Source organism: Corynebacterium marinum DSM 44953, assembly GCF_000835165.1.
Lineage (GTDB): Bacteria > Actinomycetota > Actinomycetes > Mycobacteriales > Mycobacteriaceae > Corynebacterium > Corynebacterium marinum.
In genome coordinates this window covers 331,823-347,090 of sequence record NZ_CP007790.1, presented here as the reverse complement: position 1 = coordinate 347,090, position 15,268 = coordinate 331,823, and the positions used below count along the sequence as shown (strand labels likewise).

The window sequence follows — 15,268 nt, the reverse complement described above, 5'->3', positions numbered from 1 at the left end:
GCACGATGCTCCGCCTCACCAGCCGACCCTCTCCCGCAGAGCCTCGTCCATCTGCCGCCGGGTGGCCCGCGTCGTGCGGGCCTCAATGACGGACAGTCCCTCGGACTGGCCGCCCAGGGCGTCGAGAAGCTCCGCCAACGTCGACACCTCGCGGTGGGCGACGCCGTAACCCTCGCACAGGCTGCTTATCGACGCCCCGTGCGGCGTCCCGAAGACCCTCTCGAAACTGGCCCGCAGCGGTTCCGCGCCGATCTCCAGCGACTCGAAGATGCCGCCGCCGTCATCGTTGGCGACGACGATCGTCAGGTGCTCGGGGTGCACGTCCCCGGGACTGATGAACAGCCCCCCGACGTCGTGCAGGAAGGTGACATCCCCCATCAGCGCCACCGTGCGCGGGGCCCGCGGCTCGTCCGGGTGCGCGGCCTGCACCGCCAGGGCGACGCCGACGGCCTGGGACACGGTGCCGTCGATACCGGCGGCGCCCCGCGGCGAATAGGTGTCCACACCGTCGTAGGGCAAACCCACCAGGCTCGCGTCGCGCACCGGGTTCGACGCCCCCAGCACCAGCGAATCGCCCGTGCCCAGGGTGTCCGACACAGCCGCCGCCGCATGCAGCCCCGTGAACCCGTGCGCCGAATCAGCCACGGTCAGACGGACGGCGTCGGCCGCCAGCTCGGAGGCCGCCGAGCAGATCTTCAGCCACTGCGAGGTCGGCTCGCCGGTAACCTTCACCGACGTCCCCCGCGTCGAACCGCCGCGCGGATCAGTGAAGTCGGCCGAGCGCGACAGCGTAATCAGGTCGATCTCCGGGTCCTTGAGCAGCGCCAGCACGTCGCGGTGCAGCGTCGGATGCCCGACGACGATGACCTGCTCCGGCTTCGTGTCCACGACGTAATCGTTCGCGCTGACCTGCTGGCGCCGGAAGACCCTGGCCGCCAGCGGGTGCACCGGGTGGTACGGGGCGGGCGCGGTCGGCTCCGCGATGGTGGGCACATCCTCCAACCCGTCCACCAGCCAGGCTTCGTCGCCAGCGACGACTAGGGTGTTCCGGCTCAGGTCCACCTCGACCTCGCCGTGGTTGACCTGCCGAGGCACGGGCGCCCGGCGGAGGGTCCGGCTGGTCGGTTCGCCCGGCAACTCGTCACCGACGAGCGGATCATCCAGTTCCACGTTGATGTGCACCTGGTTCCGGCCGGTGAACGCCTCCGCCAGGAACGGGATGTCGGCGCCCTCCCGGATTTCGGTGGTCTCCGCATACCTGCCGAAGATCCCCACCTGGTCAATGGTCTGGCTCGCACCCGTGCCCTGCAGTCTGCGGGGCCGGTCCGCGCTGACGACCGCCAGCGGCACATGCGCGTAATGCGCCTCCACCATCGCCGGCAGGCAGTTCGCCACTGCCGTGCCCGAGGTCATCACCACCGCCACGTGCCGCTTCTGCACCCGCGCCATGCCCAGGGCCAGGAAAGCGGCGCTGCGCTCGTCGAGGCGCACGTGCACCCTGATGTCCTTCCGCGCCAGCAGCGCCAGCGAGAGAGGGGAGTTCCGGGAGCCCGGACAGATCACCACGTCACTGACATGGCGGGAAAGCTGCTCGACGACGGACTGCGCCAGGTTGATCGACTCGGATTGCATGGGCCCGAGTCTAGTTGGCGACGCCGGGGGCCTGTGGACGGCCCATTTGTCTGAAACGCCGCACGCCTGCACCGAAACCACCCCAGAAAAACGTCGAACCGTGTGGCACTCCAGACACGGGGAACCCCGGCGCGGAAACTCAAGTCCAATAGGGAATGGGACTCGAGGGGAAATACTGGACCAGGCAGGAACTGGCCCGGTTGGGGAACGGCGACTACACCGTCCGGAAGCTCATCCGGAAGGGGGCAGCTGCACCGGGTGGGCCGGGGATTCTATGCAGGAACTCCTCCCCGAACCGCCCCACTGAGCGGTGGAGCTACTGGGCGGGGGCGGGTTCGCCGCCGGTGAAACGGTCGAGCAGGCCGTCGAGGTCGATCCCGGGGATGCCGGAGGGCAGGATGTCGCTCGGAATTTCGGTGGGGATCTGGGTGGGGATCTGGGTCGGCAGGCGCGGGGCTTCCTCGGTGACCGTTTCGGTGAGGGTCCGGGACACCGTCGACGTGACGGTGACGGGTGCCGGGGGCTCGCGGTCGGCCTCGGCGGCGGCGTTGCGCCAGAGGAAGAAGAAGGCCACGGCGGCGAGCAGCGTCAGGCCGAAGAGGATGCCCAGCAGCATGGGCAGCGCGCCGCCGGACTTCTGCTCCGCCGGCGGCTGGTAGGCCGGCTGGGGCTGCTGGTACTGGGGTGGTTCGTACTGGGGTTCCTGGTACCGGTAGCCGGGATCGTGCTCGCCCGGGAAGTACTGCTTCGGGCGCTCCCCGCGCGGCTCGTCCGAACCACGGACGGGGCCGAGGTAGCGGGTTTCGTCGTGGCCGTCGGAGGGGTTGCGCGGGTTCATGCGGACCAAACTACACGTACCGGTGGGCGTCGAGAAGCCGTCGGAACCACCACTCGCGCCGGTCGGCGGGTGCGGCGAGGGCGGCGAGGCGGTCGGCGTCGGGGGCCACGGGGTCGGTGGCCATGAAGCCGTCGACGATGGCGCGGGGCGGTGCGACGTCCTCGACGAACAGGGATCCGGTGGCCAGGCCGGCGGCGGCGGGCGGGACGTCCATGGCGTCGTCGTCGGCGATGACGGGGAGAGCGGCGACGGCGGCCAGGCCGGCGTTCATGCCGACGGCCGTGTCCAACGCGGAGGCGACGGTGACGTCCATGTGGCGGGCGCGCAGGTCGGCGGCCAGCTGGAGGACCCGGCGGACTCCGCCCAGCGGGGCGACCTTGACCACGGCGACGTCCGCGGCCATGAGGTCCGCGACGCGGTAGGGGTCGTCGCTGCGCCGGATCGATTCATCGGCGGCGACGCGGACGAACATTCCCGAGCGCATGAGCAGGCGGCGCAGGTCGGCGAGTTCCTCGACGGAATCACAGGGCTGCTCCATGTAGTCCAGCGGGCCGAGGACGCGGGCGGCCTCCAGGGCCTGGTCGACGGTCCAGCCGCGGTTGGCGTCGACGCGGATCACGGCGCCGGGGACGGCGTCCCGGACGGCCTGCACGCGGGCGACGTCGTCAGCGAGGGTCTGCCCCTGCTCGGCAACTTTGACCTTCACCACCCGGCAACCGGGGTAGCGGGCGAGCACCTCTGCCACGGCGGCTGCGGGGACCGCGGGGACGGTGGCGTTGACTTCGACGAGGGGGCGTCGCGGAGCGGGGAAGCCGACGAAGGCGGCCTCGAGCCCGGCGCGCAGCCAGGCGGCGGATTCCTCCGCACCGTACTCCAGGAAAGGGGCGAATTCGCCCCACCCGGCAGGGCCGTCGATGAGCAGCGCCTCGCGCGTATCGACGCCCCGGAACCTCACCGCCATCGGCAGTGCGACGACATGGGCGCGGTCCAGGATCTCATCGACTGAAGGTTTCGTCATACCGTCCAGCGTAGAACGGCGAGGGGGTGTTGCCTGCGTCACAGGTGGTGCAGGATGGGGGTATGACTGATCCGAAACAGAAACTGACCGCGGCCGACGTCGAGGAGGCCGGACTGGGCGGCTGGCAACACGCCGGGGACACCATCCGGGCGGAGTTCGCCACCGGCGACTTCGCCACGGGGCTGCACCTGGTGACCCTGATCGGCGAATCGGCGGACGCCGCCAACCACCACCCCGATGTCACGCTGACCTACCCCAGCGTGTCCGTCACCCTCTCCAGCCACGACGTGGGCGGGGTGACCAGCCTGGACATTGACCTGGCCCGGGACATCAACCGGCATGCGGAAAAGCTGGGGGTGGCGCCCGCCTAAGCTGAACGGCATGAGCAACTACAGCACCGACAACCCCTTCGACCCCACCCAGTGGCGGACCGTCGAGGGCTTCGAGGACCTCACCGACATCACCTACCACCGCCACGTGGGCAGCGAACGCAGGGACGGGATCGTCCGTATCGCCTTCGACCGGCCGGAGGTGCGCAACGCCTTCCGCCCGCACACCGTGGACGAGCTCTACCGCGCGGTCGACCACGCGCGGCGGACCCCGGACGTGGGCGTGGTGCTGATCACGGGCAACGGGCCGAGCGAGAAGGACGGCGGCTGGGCGTTCTGTTCGGGCGGCGACCAGCGCATCCGGGGTCGTTCGGGCTACCGCTACGCCGAGGGCGAGACCGAGGACACCGTCGACGAAGCCCGCACGAAGGTGGAGGGCGGGCGCCTGCACATCCTCGAGGTGCAGCGTCTGATCCGCACGATGCCGAAGGTGGTCATCGCCGTGGTCAACGGCTGGGCGGCCGGCGGCGGGCACTCGCTGCACGTGGTGTGCGACCTGACCATCGCCTCGCGCCAGGAGGCCCGCTTCAAGCAGACCGACGCCGACGTCGGCTCCTTCGACGCCGGTTACGGTTCCGCCTACCTGGCCAAGCAGGTGGGGCAGAAATTCGCCCGCGAGATCTTCCACCTGGGTCGCACCTACTCTGCGGAGGACATGCACCGGATGGGCGCCGTCAACATCGTCGCCGACCACGGCGAGCTCGAGGCCGAGGCGATCCAGGCCGCCCGGGAGATCAACGGCAAGTCCCCCACCGCGCAGCGCATGCTCAAGTTCGCGTTCAACCTGCTGGACGACGGCCTGATGGGCCAGCAGGTCTTCGCCGGCGAGGCGACCCGTCTGGCGTACATGACCGACGAGGCGGTGGAGGGTAAGGAGGCGTTCCTGGAGAAGCGCGACCCCGACTGGGATGAGTTCCCCTTCTACTACTGACGGTGACCGCCCCGCCACGGCCACCCTAGTTGACACGTCCTCAACATGGCTCTAACGTTCGGTGTCATGACAACATACGCACCTGTCGCCCAGCTCGCCTCCCGCATCATCCTGGGCGTCATCCTCATCGCCCACGGCTGGGACAAGTTCCAGATCACCGGCCTGGAGGGCATCACCGGTTACTTCGACAGCATCGGCATCCCCGCCGCCGCTGCCGCAGCCCCGGCCGTTGCCCTCGTGGAGATCATCGGCGGCATCCTGCTCATCATCGGCGCCTTCACACGCGTCACCGGCATCGTGCTCACCCTCCTCATGCTCGGCGCCGCGGCCTTCGCCCACCTCGCCCAGGGCATCTTCGTCACCAACGGCGGCTGGGAACTCGTCGGCGCCATCGGCGCAGGCACCCTCCTGCTGGCAGGCCTCGGCGCCGGCCGCTACAGCGTCGACGCCTACCTGCCCCAGCGCGGCCAGGAGGCCCCGGCCGAGCGGGAACTCCAGAACGCCTGAGGCTGCACCGGTCCGACGCGGCGCCGCCTCCACCCGGAGGCGGCGCCGTTCTGCTGTCCGCACCGGGCTACGATCAGCAGTCATGAGCCACCACCTCGAGCCGCTGGCCGTCGACGCCCACGACCCCGCCGCCATCCTGGCCGACCTCGAGGCCGCCATCGCCGGGCAGCGCACCCTCCTACCGGTCCCGGCCGACGACCCGGCCCGCGCCGCGCTGCTGCGGGACTCCCAGCGCGCCGGGCAGCCCATCGACGGGGACATCGCCCTCGTGGTGGCCACCTCCGGGTCGACCGGGACACCGAAGGGCGCCCAGCTCAGCGCCGCCAACCTGGTCGCCAGCGCGGACGCCACCCACCAGTTCCTCGGCGGCGAGGGGCAGTGGCTGCTGGCCATGCCCGCCCACCACATCGCGGGCCTGCAGGTGCTCGTCCGTTCGCTGATCGCCGGCGTCGACCCCCTCACCCTGGACCTCTCGGAGGGCTTCCGCACCCCGGATTTCGCCCGCGCCGCCCGCCGGCTCGCCCGCACCGGCGGGCACGTCTACACCTCCCTCACCCCGATGCAGCTGGCCAAGCTCATGGACACCCTCGAGGGCATCGAGGCGCTGCAGCTTTTCGACGCCGTCCTCGTCGGCGGCGCCGCCCTCAACCCGCAGCTGGCCGCGTCCGCCGGGGAGCTGAAGATCAGGGTGGTCGCCACCTACGGGTCCTCCGAGACCGCCGGCGGCTGCGTCTACGACGGCCGCCCCATCCCCGGGGCGAAAGTGCGGCTGAAAGGCGACCGCATCCACCTGGGCGGCCCGATGATCGCCCACGGCTACCGCAACCATCCCGGCCACGAGGCCTTCGCCGAGTCCGGCTGGTTCGCCACCTCCGACGCGGGGTTCATCGAGAGCCACCGCCTCACGGTCACCGGTCGCCTCGACGCGATCATCGACTCCGGGGGCCTCAAGCTGCAGCCGGAGGTACTGGAGCAGGCGATGCTCGCCGTCACGGGGGTCACCGGCGCATGCGTGGTGGGCGTCCCCCACCCCAGGCTCGGCCAGGCGATCGTCGCTGCCTACACCGGTCCCGCCACCCCGGGTGAGGTCATCGCCGGCCTGGATCACCTGCCGCGGTGGCAGCTGCCCAAGGAGCTCCTGCGCCTGCCGGAGCTCCCGCTGACGGGGCCGGGGAAGGTGGACCGGCGGGGCGTCGAGAAGCTCTTCTAGTCTTCGGTGCGGCTGGCGGCGACCAGCCGGGCAACGTCGTCCCCGTCATACACCCGGGCGATCTGCTCGTCGTTTCCTCCCATGAGGGTGTTGCCGATGACGAGCGCGCCGCCCTGCGTCGAGGGCACCACCGCGAAGTTGCGGGGGCTGGCGTAGACCTGCCGGATCCGGTGCCCCGAACGCAGCGCGCAGGCGTGCAACCAGACGTCGTCCGCGCGCGGGCTCAGCTCCCGGAACACGTCCCCCTGCTCCACGACGTAGGCGATGAACGACGCCGGGTACAGCACCCCGGAGACGCCGGTGGCGAAGTGGAGGAAGCTGGCCCGGCAGGTGTCCGCGGCGGTCCACTTGACGTAGGGCAGCAGGTCGCCGTCGCGCAGTTCGATGCGGTGGGCGCGGTAGGCGATGACCGCGTCGTCGCGCAGGTCGCCGACGAACAGCAGCCGCTCCAGGAACCACTCGGGGTAGATCATGTCGTCGTCCACGGTGGCCACGCGCTTCCCGGTGCCCGCCACCTCCCGGAACTGGCTCCAGTACTTCGTGTGCGGGCCGTAGAGCCCGTCGGAGCAGCGGACCTGCAGGCCCCGGCCCACCAGGCGGCGCAGCGTCTTCGGCCACTCGCCGCGGTAGTCCTTCTCATCCAGCCACAGCACGACCGGCGCCTTCACGGTCCCCCGCGCGATGGACTCCAGGGTGTAGTGCACCCGGTCGAGCCGGTCCCCGTGCGACGTCAGGGAAATGACCACGTCGCCCTCCTGCGGGAAACGCCGGCGGGAGAAATGGTTGTTCCACGCCAACGGAATCATCCGGAAGAGGGTGAAGAAGAAGCTGACCGCCTGGCCGAGCACGTAACTGATCCACATAACCTGGCCAACCTTACGGTTCCCCGGCGCCTCCCGCCCGGCAACTGGGCCGGGGCGCCACCCGGAGCACCCCGGCTCGGCGCTTCACCGGCCGATGGAGGACAATGGTCCGCATGTCCGTTGATCAACACACCTGGTCCGCCACGCCCCGGGACTGGTGGCAGGCGGCCCGCCCGCACACCTGGCCCAACGCCTTCGCCCCCGTCATCGCCGGAACCGGTGCCGCCGCCTACGCCGGGGGCTTCTCCTGGTGGCGTGCGCTGCTGGCCCTGGTGGTGGCGTGGGCGCTGATCGTCGGCGTGAACTACGCCAACGACTACTCCGACGGCATCCGCGGCACCGACGAGGACCGCACCGGGCCGACGCGGCTGACCGGCGGCCGCCTGGCCAGGCCCACCCACGTCAAGCGCGCCGCCTTCCTCTCCTTCGGCGTGGCGGCGCTGGCCGGCGTCGCCCTGTCCCTGGCCAGCGCGTGGTGGTTCATCCTCGTCGGCGCCGTCGCCATCGCCGGCGCCTGGTTCTACACCGGCGGCAAGAACCCCTACGGTTACCGCGGCCTCGGGGAGGTGGCCGTGTTCATCTTCTTCGGGCTCGTGGCCGTCCTGGGCACCGAGTTCACCCAGGCGGGTGCGCTCAGCTGGATCGGCCTGGGCTGCGCCGTGGCCGTGGGCGCGATCTCCGCGTCCGTCAACCTGGCCAACAACCTCCGCGACATCCCCTCGGACTCCGCGTCCGGCAAAATCACCCTCGCCGTGCGGCTGGGCGACCGCCGGACCCGTTTCCTCTACACGGCACTGGCCGCCACTCCCTTCGCGGTGTCCTTCCTCATGGCCGCCGAGCTGCTGCCCCTGGTCCTGGCCGTCCTGGCCCTGCCCCTCGCTCTCAGCGGCATCCTCGTCGCGCTGCGCGGGGCGACCGGGCCGGCGCTGATCCCGCTGATCAAGTCCACCGGCCAGGCCATGCTCCTGTGGGCCGTCATCACCGGCCTCGTGCTGTTCCTCAATTCGCCGGCGCTGTAGATGCAGGGGGTTATCACCGGGTTCGCCATCATCCTGGCGGTCATCGGGGTCGGCGTGATCCTCTCCCGCACGGGAGTAATCAAAGAGGACCGCGAACGCCTCGTCCTCAACCGGGTCGCGTTCTACGCCGCCTCCCCCGCGCTGCTGTTCACGGCGGTGGCGCAGTCCGATGCGCGGACGCTGTTCTCCCCGGTCATCGTGGTCATCTTCTTTGCGACGCTCGCCACCGCCGCCGTCTACATCCTCTCCTCGGCCGTGTTCTTCCGGCAGGACATCCCGACGACGACGATGGGCGCTGCGTCGGCGAGCTACTTCAACTCCGTCAACATCGGCCTGCCGGTGAGCGTCTACGTCCTGGGGGAGGCGACCTACGTCGTCCCGGTGCTCGTCCTGCAGATGGTCGTGTTCACGCCGTTCATCCTCGCCGGGCTGGGCGCGGAGGACGCGGGCGGGCGTAACCGGGTGGCCAAGATCGCCGATTCGGTCCGCACGGCGCTGCTCTCCCCCGTGGTCATCGGCTCCGCGCTCGGACTTCTCGTGGCGGTCGTCGGCCTGGAGATCCCCGACCCCGTCATGCGTCCGCTGGAGATCCTGGGCGGCGCGTCGATCCCGATGATCCTCATCAGCTTCGGAGCCTCGCTGCGTAACACCGCCCCGCTGGCCACCCCGGCCGACCGGCCGGGCACGCTCCTCGCCACGGGGCTGAAGCTGGTGGGCATGCCCGCCGTGGCGTGGCTCATCGCGCTGGGGATGGGCCTGCCGGAGGAGCAGGTCTACGCCTGCGTCATCCTCGCGGCGCTGCCGGCGGCGCAGAACGTGTACAACTACGCCGCCTCCTACCAGCGGGGCATGATCATCGCCCGCGACACCGTGTTCCTCACCACGTTCGGCGCACTCCCGGTGATGCTGGGCATCGCGCTGCTCTTCGGCCGTTGACCGGTGTCAGCGGCTCTCGAGCTCGCGCTTGACCCACGCCTTGCGGGCGGTGCGCTGGGCGTTCCAGGCGCCCACCGAACGGTTCGCTTCCAGGCGCAGCCCGCGGAAGATGAGCATCGACAGCGGGAAGGCGACGATGAGGGCGAGCAGCGCCGACATGACGAGGGGCACGGGGGCGTCGATGAGCACGGCGAAGAGCTGGATGACGACCGTCAGCGCCACGAACAGGCCGAGCCGCGCGCCACCGTACTTCAGGAGCGCCATGTTCGCCTGGCGGCGGACCTGGGGGTCAAGCTCCGGCGGAGCGTCGGATGGGGGCTGGGGCATCGGGTCAGGTGCAGTCACATACTGCAGCCTACTCGGGCCCGTAAGCTGGACGGGAAGAAGGAGGAACCATGGGACGACTGTTGCTAGTACTACTCATCATCGTGGCCGTTGTGCTGCTGTGGAAGGCCTTCGGGCCTTCATCCTGGAAACGAAACCAGGTGGCGGAAGCCGAAACCCGCGCAGTCAAGGGGCCGGACGACGACGAGGAATTCCTCTGGACGCTGGAGAAGAACCGCTTCAAGGAACGCCGGGCCCGCGAGGACGCCGCGCGGGAAGAGGAGGAGCGCCGCAAGCGCGCCGAGGAACGTTACCGCGAACCCGGCGAAGAACCGGGCGGGAAATCCGCCGGGGAATCCGACCCCCCGGAGGAGTAACCGGGCCCGGCCCGGATAGACGGAATCCGCGGAGGATTGCCCCGCAAGGGCGAACGTCAGCGGATTCTGCTCTGTAACGGCGGCTACTCGGGTTCGGCCCCGTCGGCCTCGAACCGCATGTGCAGGCCCAGCGCGTGAGCCACGGCCGTCACCTTCTCCCACCGGACCCCGGTGCCGCCGTGCTCGATGGTGTGCAGGGTGGAACGGGACACTCCCGCCCGGTCCGCTATGTCGGACTGCAGGGCGCCGAGATCGCGGCGGCGCTGGGCCAGCTGCTCCCCGAGAGCGAGCAGAACCGGGTCGTCGCCGGCTGGTTTCCCGGTCTTCTTCCTGGGTGCTGATGTGCCGGTCACTGGCTCACTCCCTGCTTCGGGGTCGAACGTGTATGTCTCCGAGTGTATCCCGGATGCCCTAGTTCAGGCCCGCGTAGGAGTGCAGGCCGGAGACGACCATGTTGATGAAGAAGAGGTTGAAGATCATGGTCGCCAGGGCGAGGATGTTGATCCACGCGGCCTTGTGGTCGCGCCAGCCGGCGGTGGCGCGGGCGTGCAGGTAGGCAGCGTAGAGGACCCACGTGATCAGCGAGACGGTCTCCTTGGGGTCCCAGCCCCAGAAACGGCCCCACGCGGCCTCCGCCCAGATGGCGCCGAGGACGATGCCCAGGCCGAGGATCGGCAGGGTGAGGATGGCGGACTTGTAGGCCAGCGCGTCGAGCTTCCTGGCGCTGGGCAGCGGCTTGGCCAGGGTGCCGAAGAAGCCGTGCTCTTTGCCCTGGGGCTGCCAGATGCGCAGCAGGTAGAGCAGGGAGGCGATACCGGAGAGCATGCCGATGGCCGCGCCGACGGAGATGGTGGACACGTGGATCGGCAGCCAGTAGGACTGCAGCGCCGGGACGACCGGGGCGGAGTCCGCGTAGAGCTTGGTCCCGCCGAAGAACAGCAGCGCGAGGACCGGCACGAGCAGCCAGGGCCACACGATGCGCCATTCCTTTCGCTGGATGACCACGGCCGCGATCATCATGGTGAAGGCGCTGATAACCAGGACGTACTCGTAGAGGTTGCCGAAGGGGAACCGCTCCGTGGCCAGGCCGCGCAGGACGGCGGAGGCGACGTGGACAATGATGCCCAGCCAGACCAGCGACTGGGTCATGCCGCCGAACTTGTTGGCCCCGGCCTCGAGTTTCTCGATCTCCGCGAGGGTGGGTGCGCCGGCGTCGTCCCCCGCCACCACCTCGGTGCCGCCGTCCCCGACCGCGACGAGCGCTTTCTCCTCCATACGGGCGTACGCGCGCCGGGCGTCGATGACGCTCTGCATCCGAACGTAGTACACGAGCGCGAGCACCAGCGCCACGAGGTAAATGGCGAACGCCGACTGGAACGCGACGTCCGAGAAGTTGGAGAGAGTCTGATTGACAGGCATGTGTGGGGACACCCTCAAAGGTCGAAGAGCCGGAGTAATACTCCAGAGACGCTACCCCACCGGAGTGGGCTTATCCAACAGACTACCGACGAATTCTCCAACTTTAGGTGGACACCCGGAGGGCATCCGCGGGGACGAGTTCATCATCGTCGATCTCGTCCGGATCTGGCAGACCGAGCAACTCGCGGTGGATCCGGTCGAACTCCGGGCCCCAGCCCGCGCGGTCGGTGCGCGCGAGCCCGCCGAGCTCGACGTGGGTGCCACCGCCCTCGAGCGGGGTGAGGCGGATCCAGATGCGGCGGCGTTTGATCAGCAGGGAGCCGACCAGCGCGGCCAGCATGATGACGGTGGTCGCCAGGACCCACGGTTGGAAGGGGTCGCGCGAGATCTGGTAGTTCGCGAACTCGCTCGCCCCGTCGAAGGTGACGGTGGTGCCGTCGTCGAGGGTGACGGTGTCGCCCTTGAGCAGGTTGACGCGCTCGATCTTCTGCAGCTGGCCCGAGTGCAGCAGCGCGGTGTCCAGGCTGAACAGCGACTGCGCCCGGCCGGTGTCCAGGCCGGCGTCGCCGCGGTAGACGTCAATGGCCACGGCCGGGTCGTTCATGGCGGGGAACTGGGAGGTCAGCAGTTCGTTGTTCTCGCCGGACCACTCGGCGGTCGGGGCGAACAGGCCCTGGATGGCGATCTGGTTCTGGCGGCGCTCGTAGAGGTCGGGGTACATGCCGGCCGGCGGGTCGAAACGCATGACGCCGGAGGACAGGAAGAACGTGGGGTCGTCGGGACGCCACTGGATGGTCTGGGTGCGGGACTCACCGTTCGGCCAGGTGACCGTGAAGGTCGGCGCGAATCCGTGGCCCTGGAGGTAGACGCGGTCGCCTTCCACCCGCAGGGGGTAGTTGACCTTGAGCTCGTAGTCGGTCCACTCATCCTTCGGCCGGTTGATGTCATCGCCGACCGCGTAGGAGATGTTCGAGGTGAACATCTCGGCCTGGCCGTTGGGCAGGTAGTCGGCGGCGAAGTCGTGCGCGTCGAAGCAGAAGGTGGTCAGGCCGGTGCCGTCGAAGAGCGGGCCGGCGCGGAAGGAGTCGAAGTTGGCGGTCGAGGTGTTGCAGAACTCGGTGTTCTGCTCGATCGGCGGGGTCTCGTAGTTGCCGGACTCGGTGACCACGATGACGTGGCCCTCGTAGTAGACCATCCGGCCGAGTGCGACGGTGGCGATCATGCCCACCAGCCCCAGGTGGAACAGGAGGTTGGCCAGCTCGCGGCCGTAGCCCCGCTCGGCGGCCAGGGAGAATCTCCCGGCCCGGTCCTCGGCGGCCCGGTACTCGGCGACCTTCCAGCGCCCGAGCAGACGTTTCGCGTCGGCGGTCACCTCTGCCATCGGCTTATCGACGCCGCCCTCCGCATGCAGCGGCAGCCGCGTCAGGTTCTTCGGCGCCCGGGTGGGCGGGGTCTTCCACGCGTGGTAGTGGTCCCAGGACCGCGGGAGGATGCAGCCGATCAGCGAGATCGTCAGCAGGGTGAGGATGGCCAAAAACCAGGTGGACTGGAAGACGTCGAAGAGCTGCAGGCGGTCGTAGATCTCGGCGAGCCGGCCGTTGTTGGCGATGTACTCGTTGACGTTGTCCTGGTTGAGGCTGCGCTGCGGGAGCAGTGCGCCCGGAATGGCGGCGACGGCGAGCACGAACAGCAGCACCAGCGCGGTGCGCATGCTGGTCAGCCAGTGCCAGGCCTTCTTGAGGTACGTCACGACGATGCGCAATTCCACTCCTGTTTCGGGCAGATTCTTGAGAGGGGCTGGAGGACTAGATGAAGGTGGCGCCGTACTCGACGGTCCACTGGCGCACGAAGTTGATGAAGTGCGCCCACGCGCCGGTGAGCAGCGCGACGCCGACGGCGATCATGAGGGCGCCGCCGATCATCTGGATCCTGCGGGAGTGATTCCGCAGCCAGCTGAAGGTGCGCATCGCGCGCGCCGAGCCCAGGGCGATGAGCAGGAAAGGCAGGCCCAGGCCCAGGCAGTAACCGATGATGAGCAGCACGCCGCGCGCGGCGGTCATGCCCTCGGTGCCCGCGGAGACGGAGATGATCGCCGCCAGGGTCGGCCCGAGGCACGGGGTCCAGCCGAGCGCGAACACGCCGCCGAGCAGCGGCGCACCGAGCCAGGTGGTCCAGCGCTTCGGGCTCATCCGGGTGTCGTTCTGCAGCACGGGGACCATGCCCATGAACACCAGGCCCATGATGATGGTCACCACGCCGCCGATCCGCATGAGGGTCTCGGCGTTGAGGGTGAGCATGCTGATCGCCCCGAACACCGTGACGGTGGCCAGGACGAACACCACGGTGAAGCCGAGGATGAACATCAAGGCGGCGCCGGCGACGGCCCACTGCCGCTTCTTCGTCACCACGGCGCCGTGCTCGGCGTCGGGGCGGACCTCGCCGCCGACGACGCCGGCCAGGTAGGACATGTAGCCGGGCACCAGGGGCACCACGCACGGGGAGGCGAAACTCACCAGGCCGGCGGCCGCGGCGGCCAGCATGCCGATGAGCAGCGGACCGGAGGCCGCCAGGTCGGCGAAGAGCTGCCCGATATCGGTCATGCGTCAGCCTCGGCGAGTGGCAGGGCGACGTCGAGGATGTCCTGTTCGTTCACCTCGCGGAGGAACACCGCGGCGGGGCGGTGCTGCCTGTCCAGGATGATGGTGGTCGGGATGACGGAGGTGGGCACTCCGCCGAGCGCGGCGGCGGTGCGGAACGGCGGGTCATAGATCGACGGGTAGGTCACGCCGTTGTCGGTGATGAAGTCCTGCGCGATGGTCTGGTTGTAGTCGCGGACGTTGATGCCCAGGACGGTGCCGCCCAGCGGTTCCAGGGCCTGCTGCGCGTTCTGCAGGTCATCCACCTCGGCGCGGCACGGCGCGCACCACTGGCCCCAGGCGTTGAGAACGACGACCTGGCCGGCGAAGTCGTCGAGGTTGATGGTCTCCCCCTCCGCCATGAGGGATTCTCCACCGAAGTCGGGCAGCGGGGCGCGCTCGTCCTCGTCGTAGAAGATCTCGGTCTGCCCGCCGGGAGAGTGGAACTGGAAGGTACCTCCGACGGCGACGGCGTTCTTCGCGGCGCCGGATTCCGCGCCGCAGGCGGTGAGGGTGAGGGAGGTGGCGGCGAGCAGAACTGCGACGGTGCGCAGGCGCATGTCAGATGTCCTTAGCGGGAGTGGTGTAGAAGAGGTCGGTGATCTCGGAGCCGTCGAAGACCAGGGAAGTGACGGAGGCGATCTCGCACTCGCGGCTGGCGTGCGCGAGCGGGAGGCCCAGCGCGGCGCGCTGCACCATCACGATCGGCAGCTGGTGGCTGACGAGGATCGCCTCATGGCCCTCCGCCTTCCGGCGGGTCTGCTCGACGGCGCCCATCATCCGCTCGGCGATGTCGACATAGGCCTCGCCCCAGCTCGGTTCGAAGGGGTTGAGCATCAGCGGCCAGCGGACCGGGTTCCACAGCTGGGAACGCCACCCCTTGGTGCGCAGGCCCTCGAAGCGGTTGCCCGCTTCGACGATCTCCGGCACGGTCTCGACCTCGAGGCCGGTGACCTCGGCGAAGGGCTCGGCGGTCTCCTGGACGCGCTGCAGCGGGGAGGCCCCCAGGTAGGTGACGTCGTGCCCCTCGAAGGAGCGCGCCACCCGCGCGGCCTGCGAACGGCCGCGGGAGGACAGGTGGTATCCGGGGATGGTGCCGTAGAGGATCCGGTCAGGGTTGTGGACCTCGCCGTGACGGACGAGGTGGACGATCGTGTGCGACATGCCTG

The 15,268-nt window shown here is 69.5% G+C and carries 18 protein-coding genes; 7 read left to right on the top strand and 11 right to left on the bottom strand.

Features of this window, described 5'->3' with window-relative positions:
* Window positions 1-15: 15 nt before the first annotated feature.
* The 3 genes from menD to B840_RS01640 all read right to left on the bottom strand — a co-directional run bounded on the left by menD (window position 16) and on the right by B840_RS01640 (window position 3,488).
* Complete coding sequence (gene menD / locus B840_RS01650; protein ID WP_042620680.1) at window positions 16-1,632, bottom strand: 2-succinyl-5-enolpyruvyl-6-hydroxy-3-cyclohexene-1-carboxylic-acid synthase; 1,617 nt, start codon at window positions 1,630-1,632, stop codon at window positions 16-18.
* Window positions 1,633-1,948: 316 nt separating this feature from the next.
* Window positions 1,949-2,470, bottom strand: a complete 522-nt coding sequence (locus B840_RS12800; protein ID WP_084603058.1) for a hypothetical protein — start codon at window positions 2,468-2,470, stop codon at window positions 1,949-1,951.
* A 10-nt stretch (window positions 2,471-2,480) separates the two neighbouring features.
* Entirely contained in the window at window positions 2,481-3,488 is a 1,008-nt protein-coding gene (locus B840_RS01640) for an o-succinylbenzoate synthase (protein WP_042620679.1), read from the bottom strand.
* A 62-nt stretch (window positions 3,489-3,550) separates the two neighbouring features.
* On the opposite strand from B840_RS01640, the gene B840_RS01635 reads away from it, so the two are divergent.
* The 4 genes from B840_RS01635 to menE all read left to right on the top strand — a co-directional run bounded on the left by B840_RS01635 (window position 3,551) and on the right by menE (window position 6,525).
* Window positions 3,551-3,859 carry a 4a-hydroxytetrahydrobiopterin dehydratase gene (locus B840_RS01635; protein WP_042620678.1) on the top strand — a complete coding sequence of 103 codons (309 nt, stop codon included), beginning with the start codon at window positions 3,551-3,553 and terminating at the stop codon, window positions 3,857-3,859.
* Between the two features lie 10 nt (window positions 3,860-3,869).
* Entirely contained in the window at window positions 3,870-4,808 is a 939-nt protein-coding gene (locus B840_RS01630; RefSeq protein ID WP_042620677.1) for a 1,4-dihydroxy-2-naphthoyl-CoA synthase, read from the top strand.
* A gap of 66 nt (window positions 4,809-4,874) precedes the next feature.
* Complete coding sequence (locus B840_RS01625) at window positions 4,875-5,315, top strand: DoxX family protein (protein ID WP_042620676.1); 441 nt, start codon at window positions 4,875-4,877, stop codon at window positions 5,313-5,315.
* An 82-nt stretch (window positions 5,316-5,397) separates the two neighbouring features.
* Window positions 5,398-6,525, top strand: a complete 1,128-nt coding sequence (gene menE / locus B840_RS01620) for an o-succinylbenzoate--CoA ligase (protein WP_042620675.1) — start codon at window positions 5,398-5,400, stop codon at window positions 6,523-6,525.
* Here the strand turns inward: menE and B840_RS01615 are convergent.
* Window positions 6,522-7,388: a hypothetical protein gene (locus B840_RS01615; RefSeq protein ID WP_042620674.1), complete on the bottom strand. Its 867-nt coding sequence runs from the start codon at window positions 7,386-7,388 to the stop codon at window positions 6,522-6,524. The genes menE and B840_RS01615 overlap by 4 nt on opposite strands.
* Before the next feature lie 113 nt (window positions 7,389-7,501).
* Here B840_RS01615 and B840_RS01610 point away from each other — a divergent pair, with 113 nt between their 5' ends.
* Together B840_RS01610 and B840_RS01605 are read left to right on the top strand one after the other, a co-directional pair.
* Complete coding sequence (locus B840_RS01610) at window positions 7,502-8,407, top strand: 1,4-dihydroxy-2-naphthoate polyprenyltransferase (RefSeq protein ID WP_042622434.1); 906 nt, start codon at window positions 7,502-7,504, stop codon at window positions 8,405-8,407.
* Entirely contained in the window at window positions 8,408-9,343 is a 936-nt protein-coding gene (locus B840_RS01605) for an AEC family transporter (protein ID WP_042620673.1), read from the top strand. It abuts the gene before it with no gap.
* Window positions 9,344-9,349: 6 nt separating this feature from the next.
* Here the strand turns inward: B840_RS01605 and B840_RS01600 are convergent, their stop codons facing one another.
* Complete coding sequence (locus tag B840_RS01600; RefSeq protein ID WP_042620672.1) at window positions 9,350-9,670, bottom strand: DUF4229 domain-containing protein; 321 nt, start codon at window positions 9,668-9,670, stop codon at window positions 9,350-9,352.
* Window positions 9,671-9,738: 68 nt separating this feature from the next.
* On the opposite strand from B840_RS01600, the gene B840_RS01595 reads away from it, so the two are divergent.
* The gene (locus B840_RS01595) at window positions 9,739-10,044 is read left to right on the top strand and encodes a hypothetical protein (RefSeq protein ID WP_042620671.1); all 306 of its coding nucleotides are present in this window, start codon (window positions 9,739-9,741) and stop codon (window positions 10,042-10,044) included.
* A gap of 83 nt (window positions 10,045-10,127) precedes the next feature.
* Here B840_RS01595 and B840_RS01590 read toward each other — a convergent pair whose 3' ends face one another.
* The 6 genes from B840_RS01590 to B840_RS01565 form a co-directional block, all read right to left on the bottom strand.
* Window positions 10,128-10,397 carry a helix-turn-helix domain-containing protein gene (locus B840_RS01590; RefSeq protein WP_042620670.1) on the bottom strand — a complete coding sequence of 90 codons (270 nt, stop codon included), beginning with the start codon at window positions 10,395-10,397 and terminating at the stop codon, window positions 10,128-10,130.
* Window positions 10,398-10,455: 58 nt separating this feature from the next.
* On the bottom strand, window positions 10,456-11,463 hold the full coding sequence (gene ccsB / locus B840_RS01585; protein ID WP_042620669.1) for a c-type cytochrome biogenesis protein CcsB: 1,008 nt from the start codon (window positions 11,461-11,463) through the stop codon (window positions 10,456-10,458).
* A 103-nt stretch (window positions 11,464-11,566) separates the two neighbouring features.
* Window positions 11,567-13,174: a cytochrome c biogenesis protein ResB gene (locus B840_RS01580; RefSeq protein ID WP_042622433.1), complete on the bottom strand. Its 1,608-nt coding sequence runs from the start codon at window positions 13,172-13,174 to the stop codon at window positions 11,567-11,569.
* Window positions 13,175-13,268: 94 nt separating this feature from the next.
* Window positions 13,269-14,063 carry a cytochrome c biogenesis CcdA family protein gene (locus B840_RS01575; protein ID WP_042620668.1) on the bottom strand — a complete coding sequence of 265 codons (795 nt, stop codon included), beginning with the start codon at window positions 14,061-14,063 and terminating at the stop codon, window positions 13,269-13,271.
* Window positions 14,060-14,659, bottom strand: a complete 600-nt coding sequence (locus B840_RS01570; protein WP_042620667.1) for a TlpA disulfide reductase family protein — start codon at window positions 14,657-14,659, stop codon at window positions 14,060-14,062. The genes B840_RS01575 and B840_RS01570 overlap by 4 nt, the downstream gene beginning before the upstream one ends.
* 1 nt (window position 14,660) lies before the next feature.
* On the bottom strand, window positions 14,661-15,263 hold the full coding sequence (locus tag B840_RS01565) for a histidine phosphatase family protein (protein ID WP_042620666.1): 603 nt from the start codon (window positions 15,261-15,263) through the stop codon (window positions 14,661-14,663).
* Window positions 15,264-15,268: the final 5 nt, after the last annotated feature.

Coding starts and splice junctions, on each gene's coding strand:
- B840_RS01565 (WP_042620666.1), bottom strand. CDS start 15,263: ATGTCGCACACGATCGTCCACCTCGTCCGTCACGGCGAGGTCCACAAC.
- B840_RS01595 (WP_042620671.1), top strand. CDS start 9,739: ATGGGACGACTGTTGCTAGTACTACTCATCATCGTGGCCGTTGTGCTG.
- B840_RS01570 (WP_042620667.1), bottom strand. CDS start 14,659: ATGCGCCTGCGCACCGTCGCAGTTCTGCTCGCCGCCACCTCCCTCACC.
- B840_RS01635 (WP_042620678.1), top strand. CDS start 3,551: ATGACTGATCCGAAACAGAAACTGACCGCGGCCGACGTCGAGGAGGCC.
- B840_RS01615 (WP_042620674.1), bottom strand. CDS start 7,388: ATGTGGATCAGTTACGTGCTCGGCCAGGCGGTCAGCTTCTTCTTCACC.
- B840_RS12800 (WP_084603058.1), bottom strand. CDS start 2,470: ATGAACCCGCGCAACCCCTCCGACGGCCACGACGAAACCCGCTACCTC.
- menE (WP_042620675.1), top strand. CDS start 5,398: ATGAGCCACCACCTCGAGCCGCTGGCCGTCGACGCCCACGACCCCGCC.
- B840_RS01575 (WP_042620668.1), bottom strand. CDS start 14,063: ATGACCGATATCGGGCAGCTCTTCGCCGACCTGGCGGCCTCCGGTCCG.
- B840_RS01625 (WP_042620676.1), top strand. CDS start 4,875: ATGACAACATACGCACCTGTCGCCCAGCTCGCCTCCCGCATCATCCTG.
- B840_RS01580 (WP_042622433.1), bottom strand. CDS start 13,174: ATGCGCACCGCGCTGGTGCTGCTGTTCGTGCTCGCCGTCGCCGCCATT.
- B840_RS01630 (WP_042620677.1), top strand. CDS start 3,870: ATGAGCAACTACAGCACCGACAACCCCTTCGACCCCACCCAGTGGCGG.
- menD (WP_042620680.1), bottom strand. CDS start 1,632: ATGCAATCCGAGTCGATCAACCTGGCGCAGTCCGTCGTCGAGCAGCTT.
- B840_RS01640 (WP_042620679.1), bottom strand. CDS start 3,488: ATGACGAAACCTTCAGTCGATGAGATCCTGGACCGCGCCCATGTCGTC.
- B840_RS01610 (WP_042622434.1), top strand. CDS start 7,502: ATGTCCGTTGATCAACACACCTGGTCCGCCACGCCCCGGGACTGGTGG.
- ccsB (WP_042620669.1), bottom strand. CDS start 11,463: ATGCCTGTCAATCAGACTCTCTCCAACTTCTCGGACGTCGCGTTCCAG.
- B840_RS01600 (WP_042620672.1), bottom strand. CDS start 9,670: ATGCCCCAGCCCCCATCCGACGCTCCGCCGGAGCTTGACCCCCAGGTC.
- B840_RS01605 (WP_042620673.1), top strand. CDS start 8,408: ATGCAGGGGGTTATCACCGGGTTCGCCATCATCCTGGCGGTCATCGGG.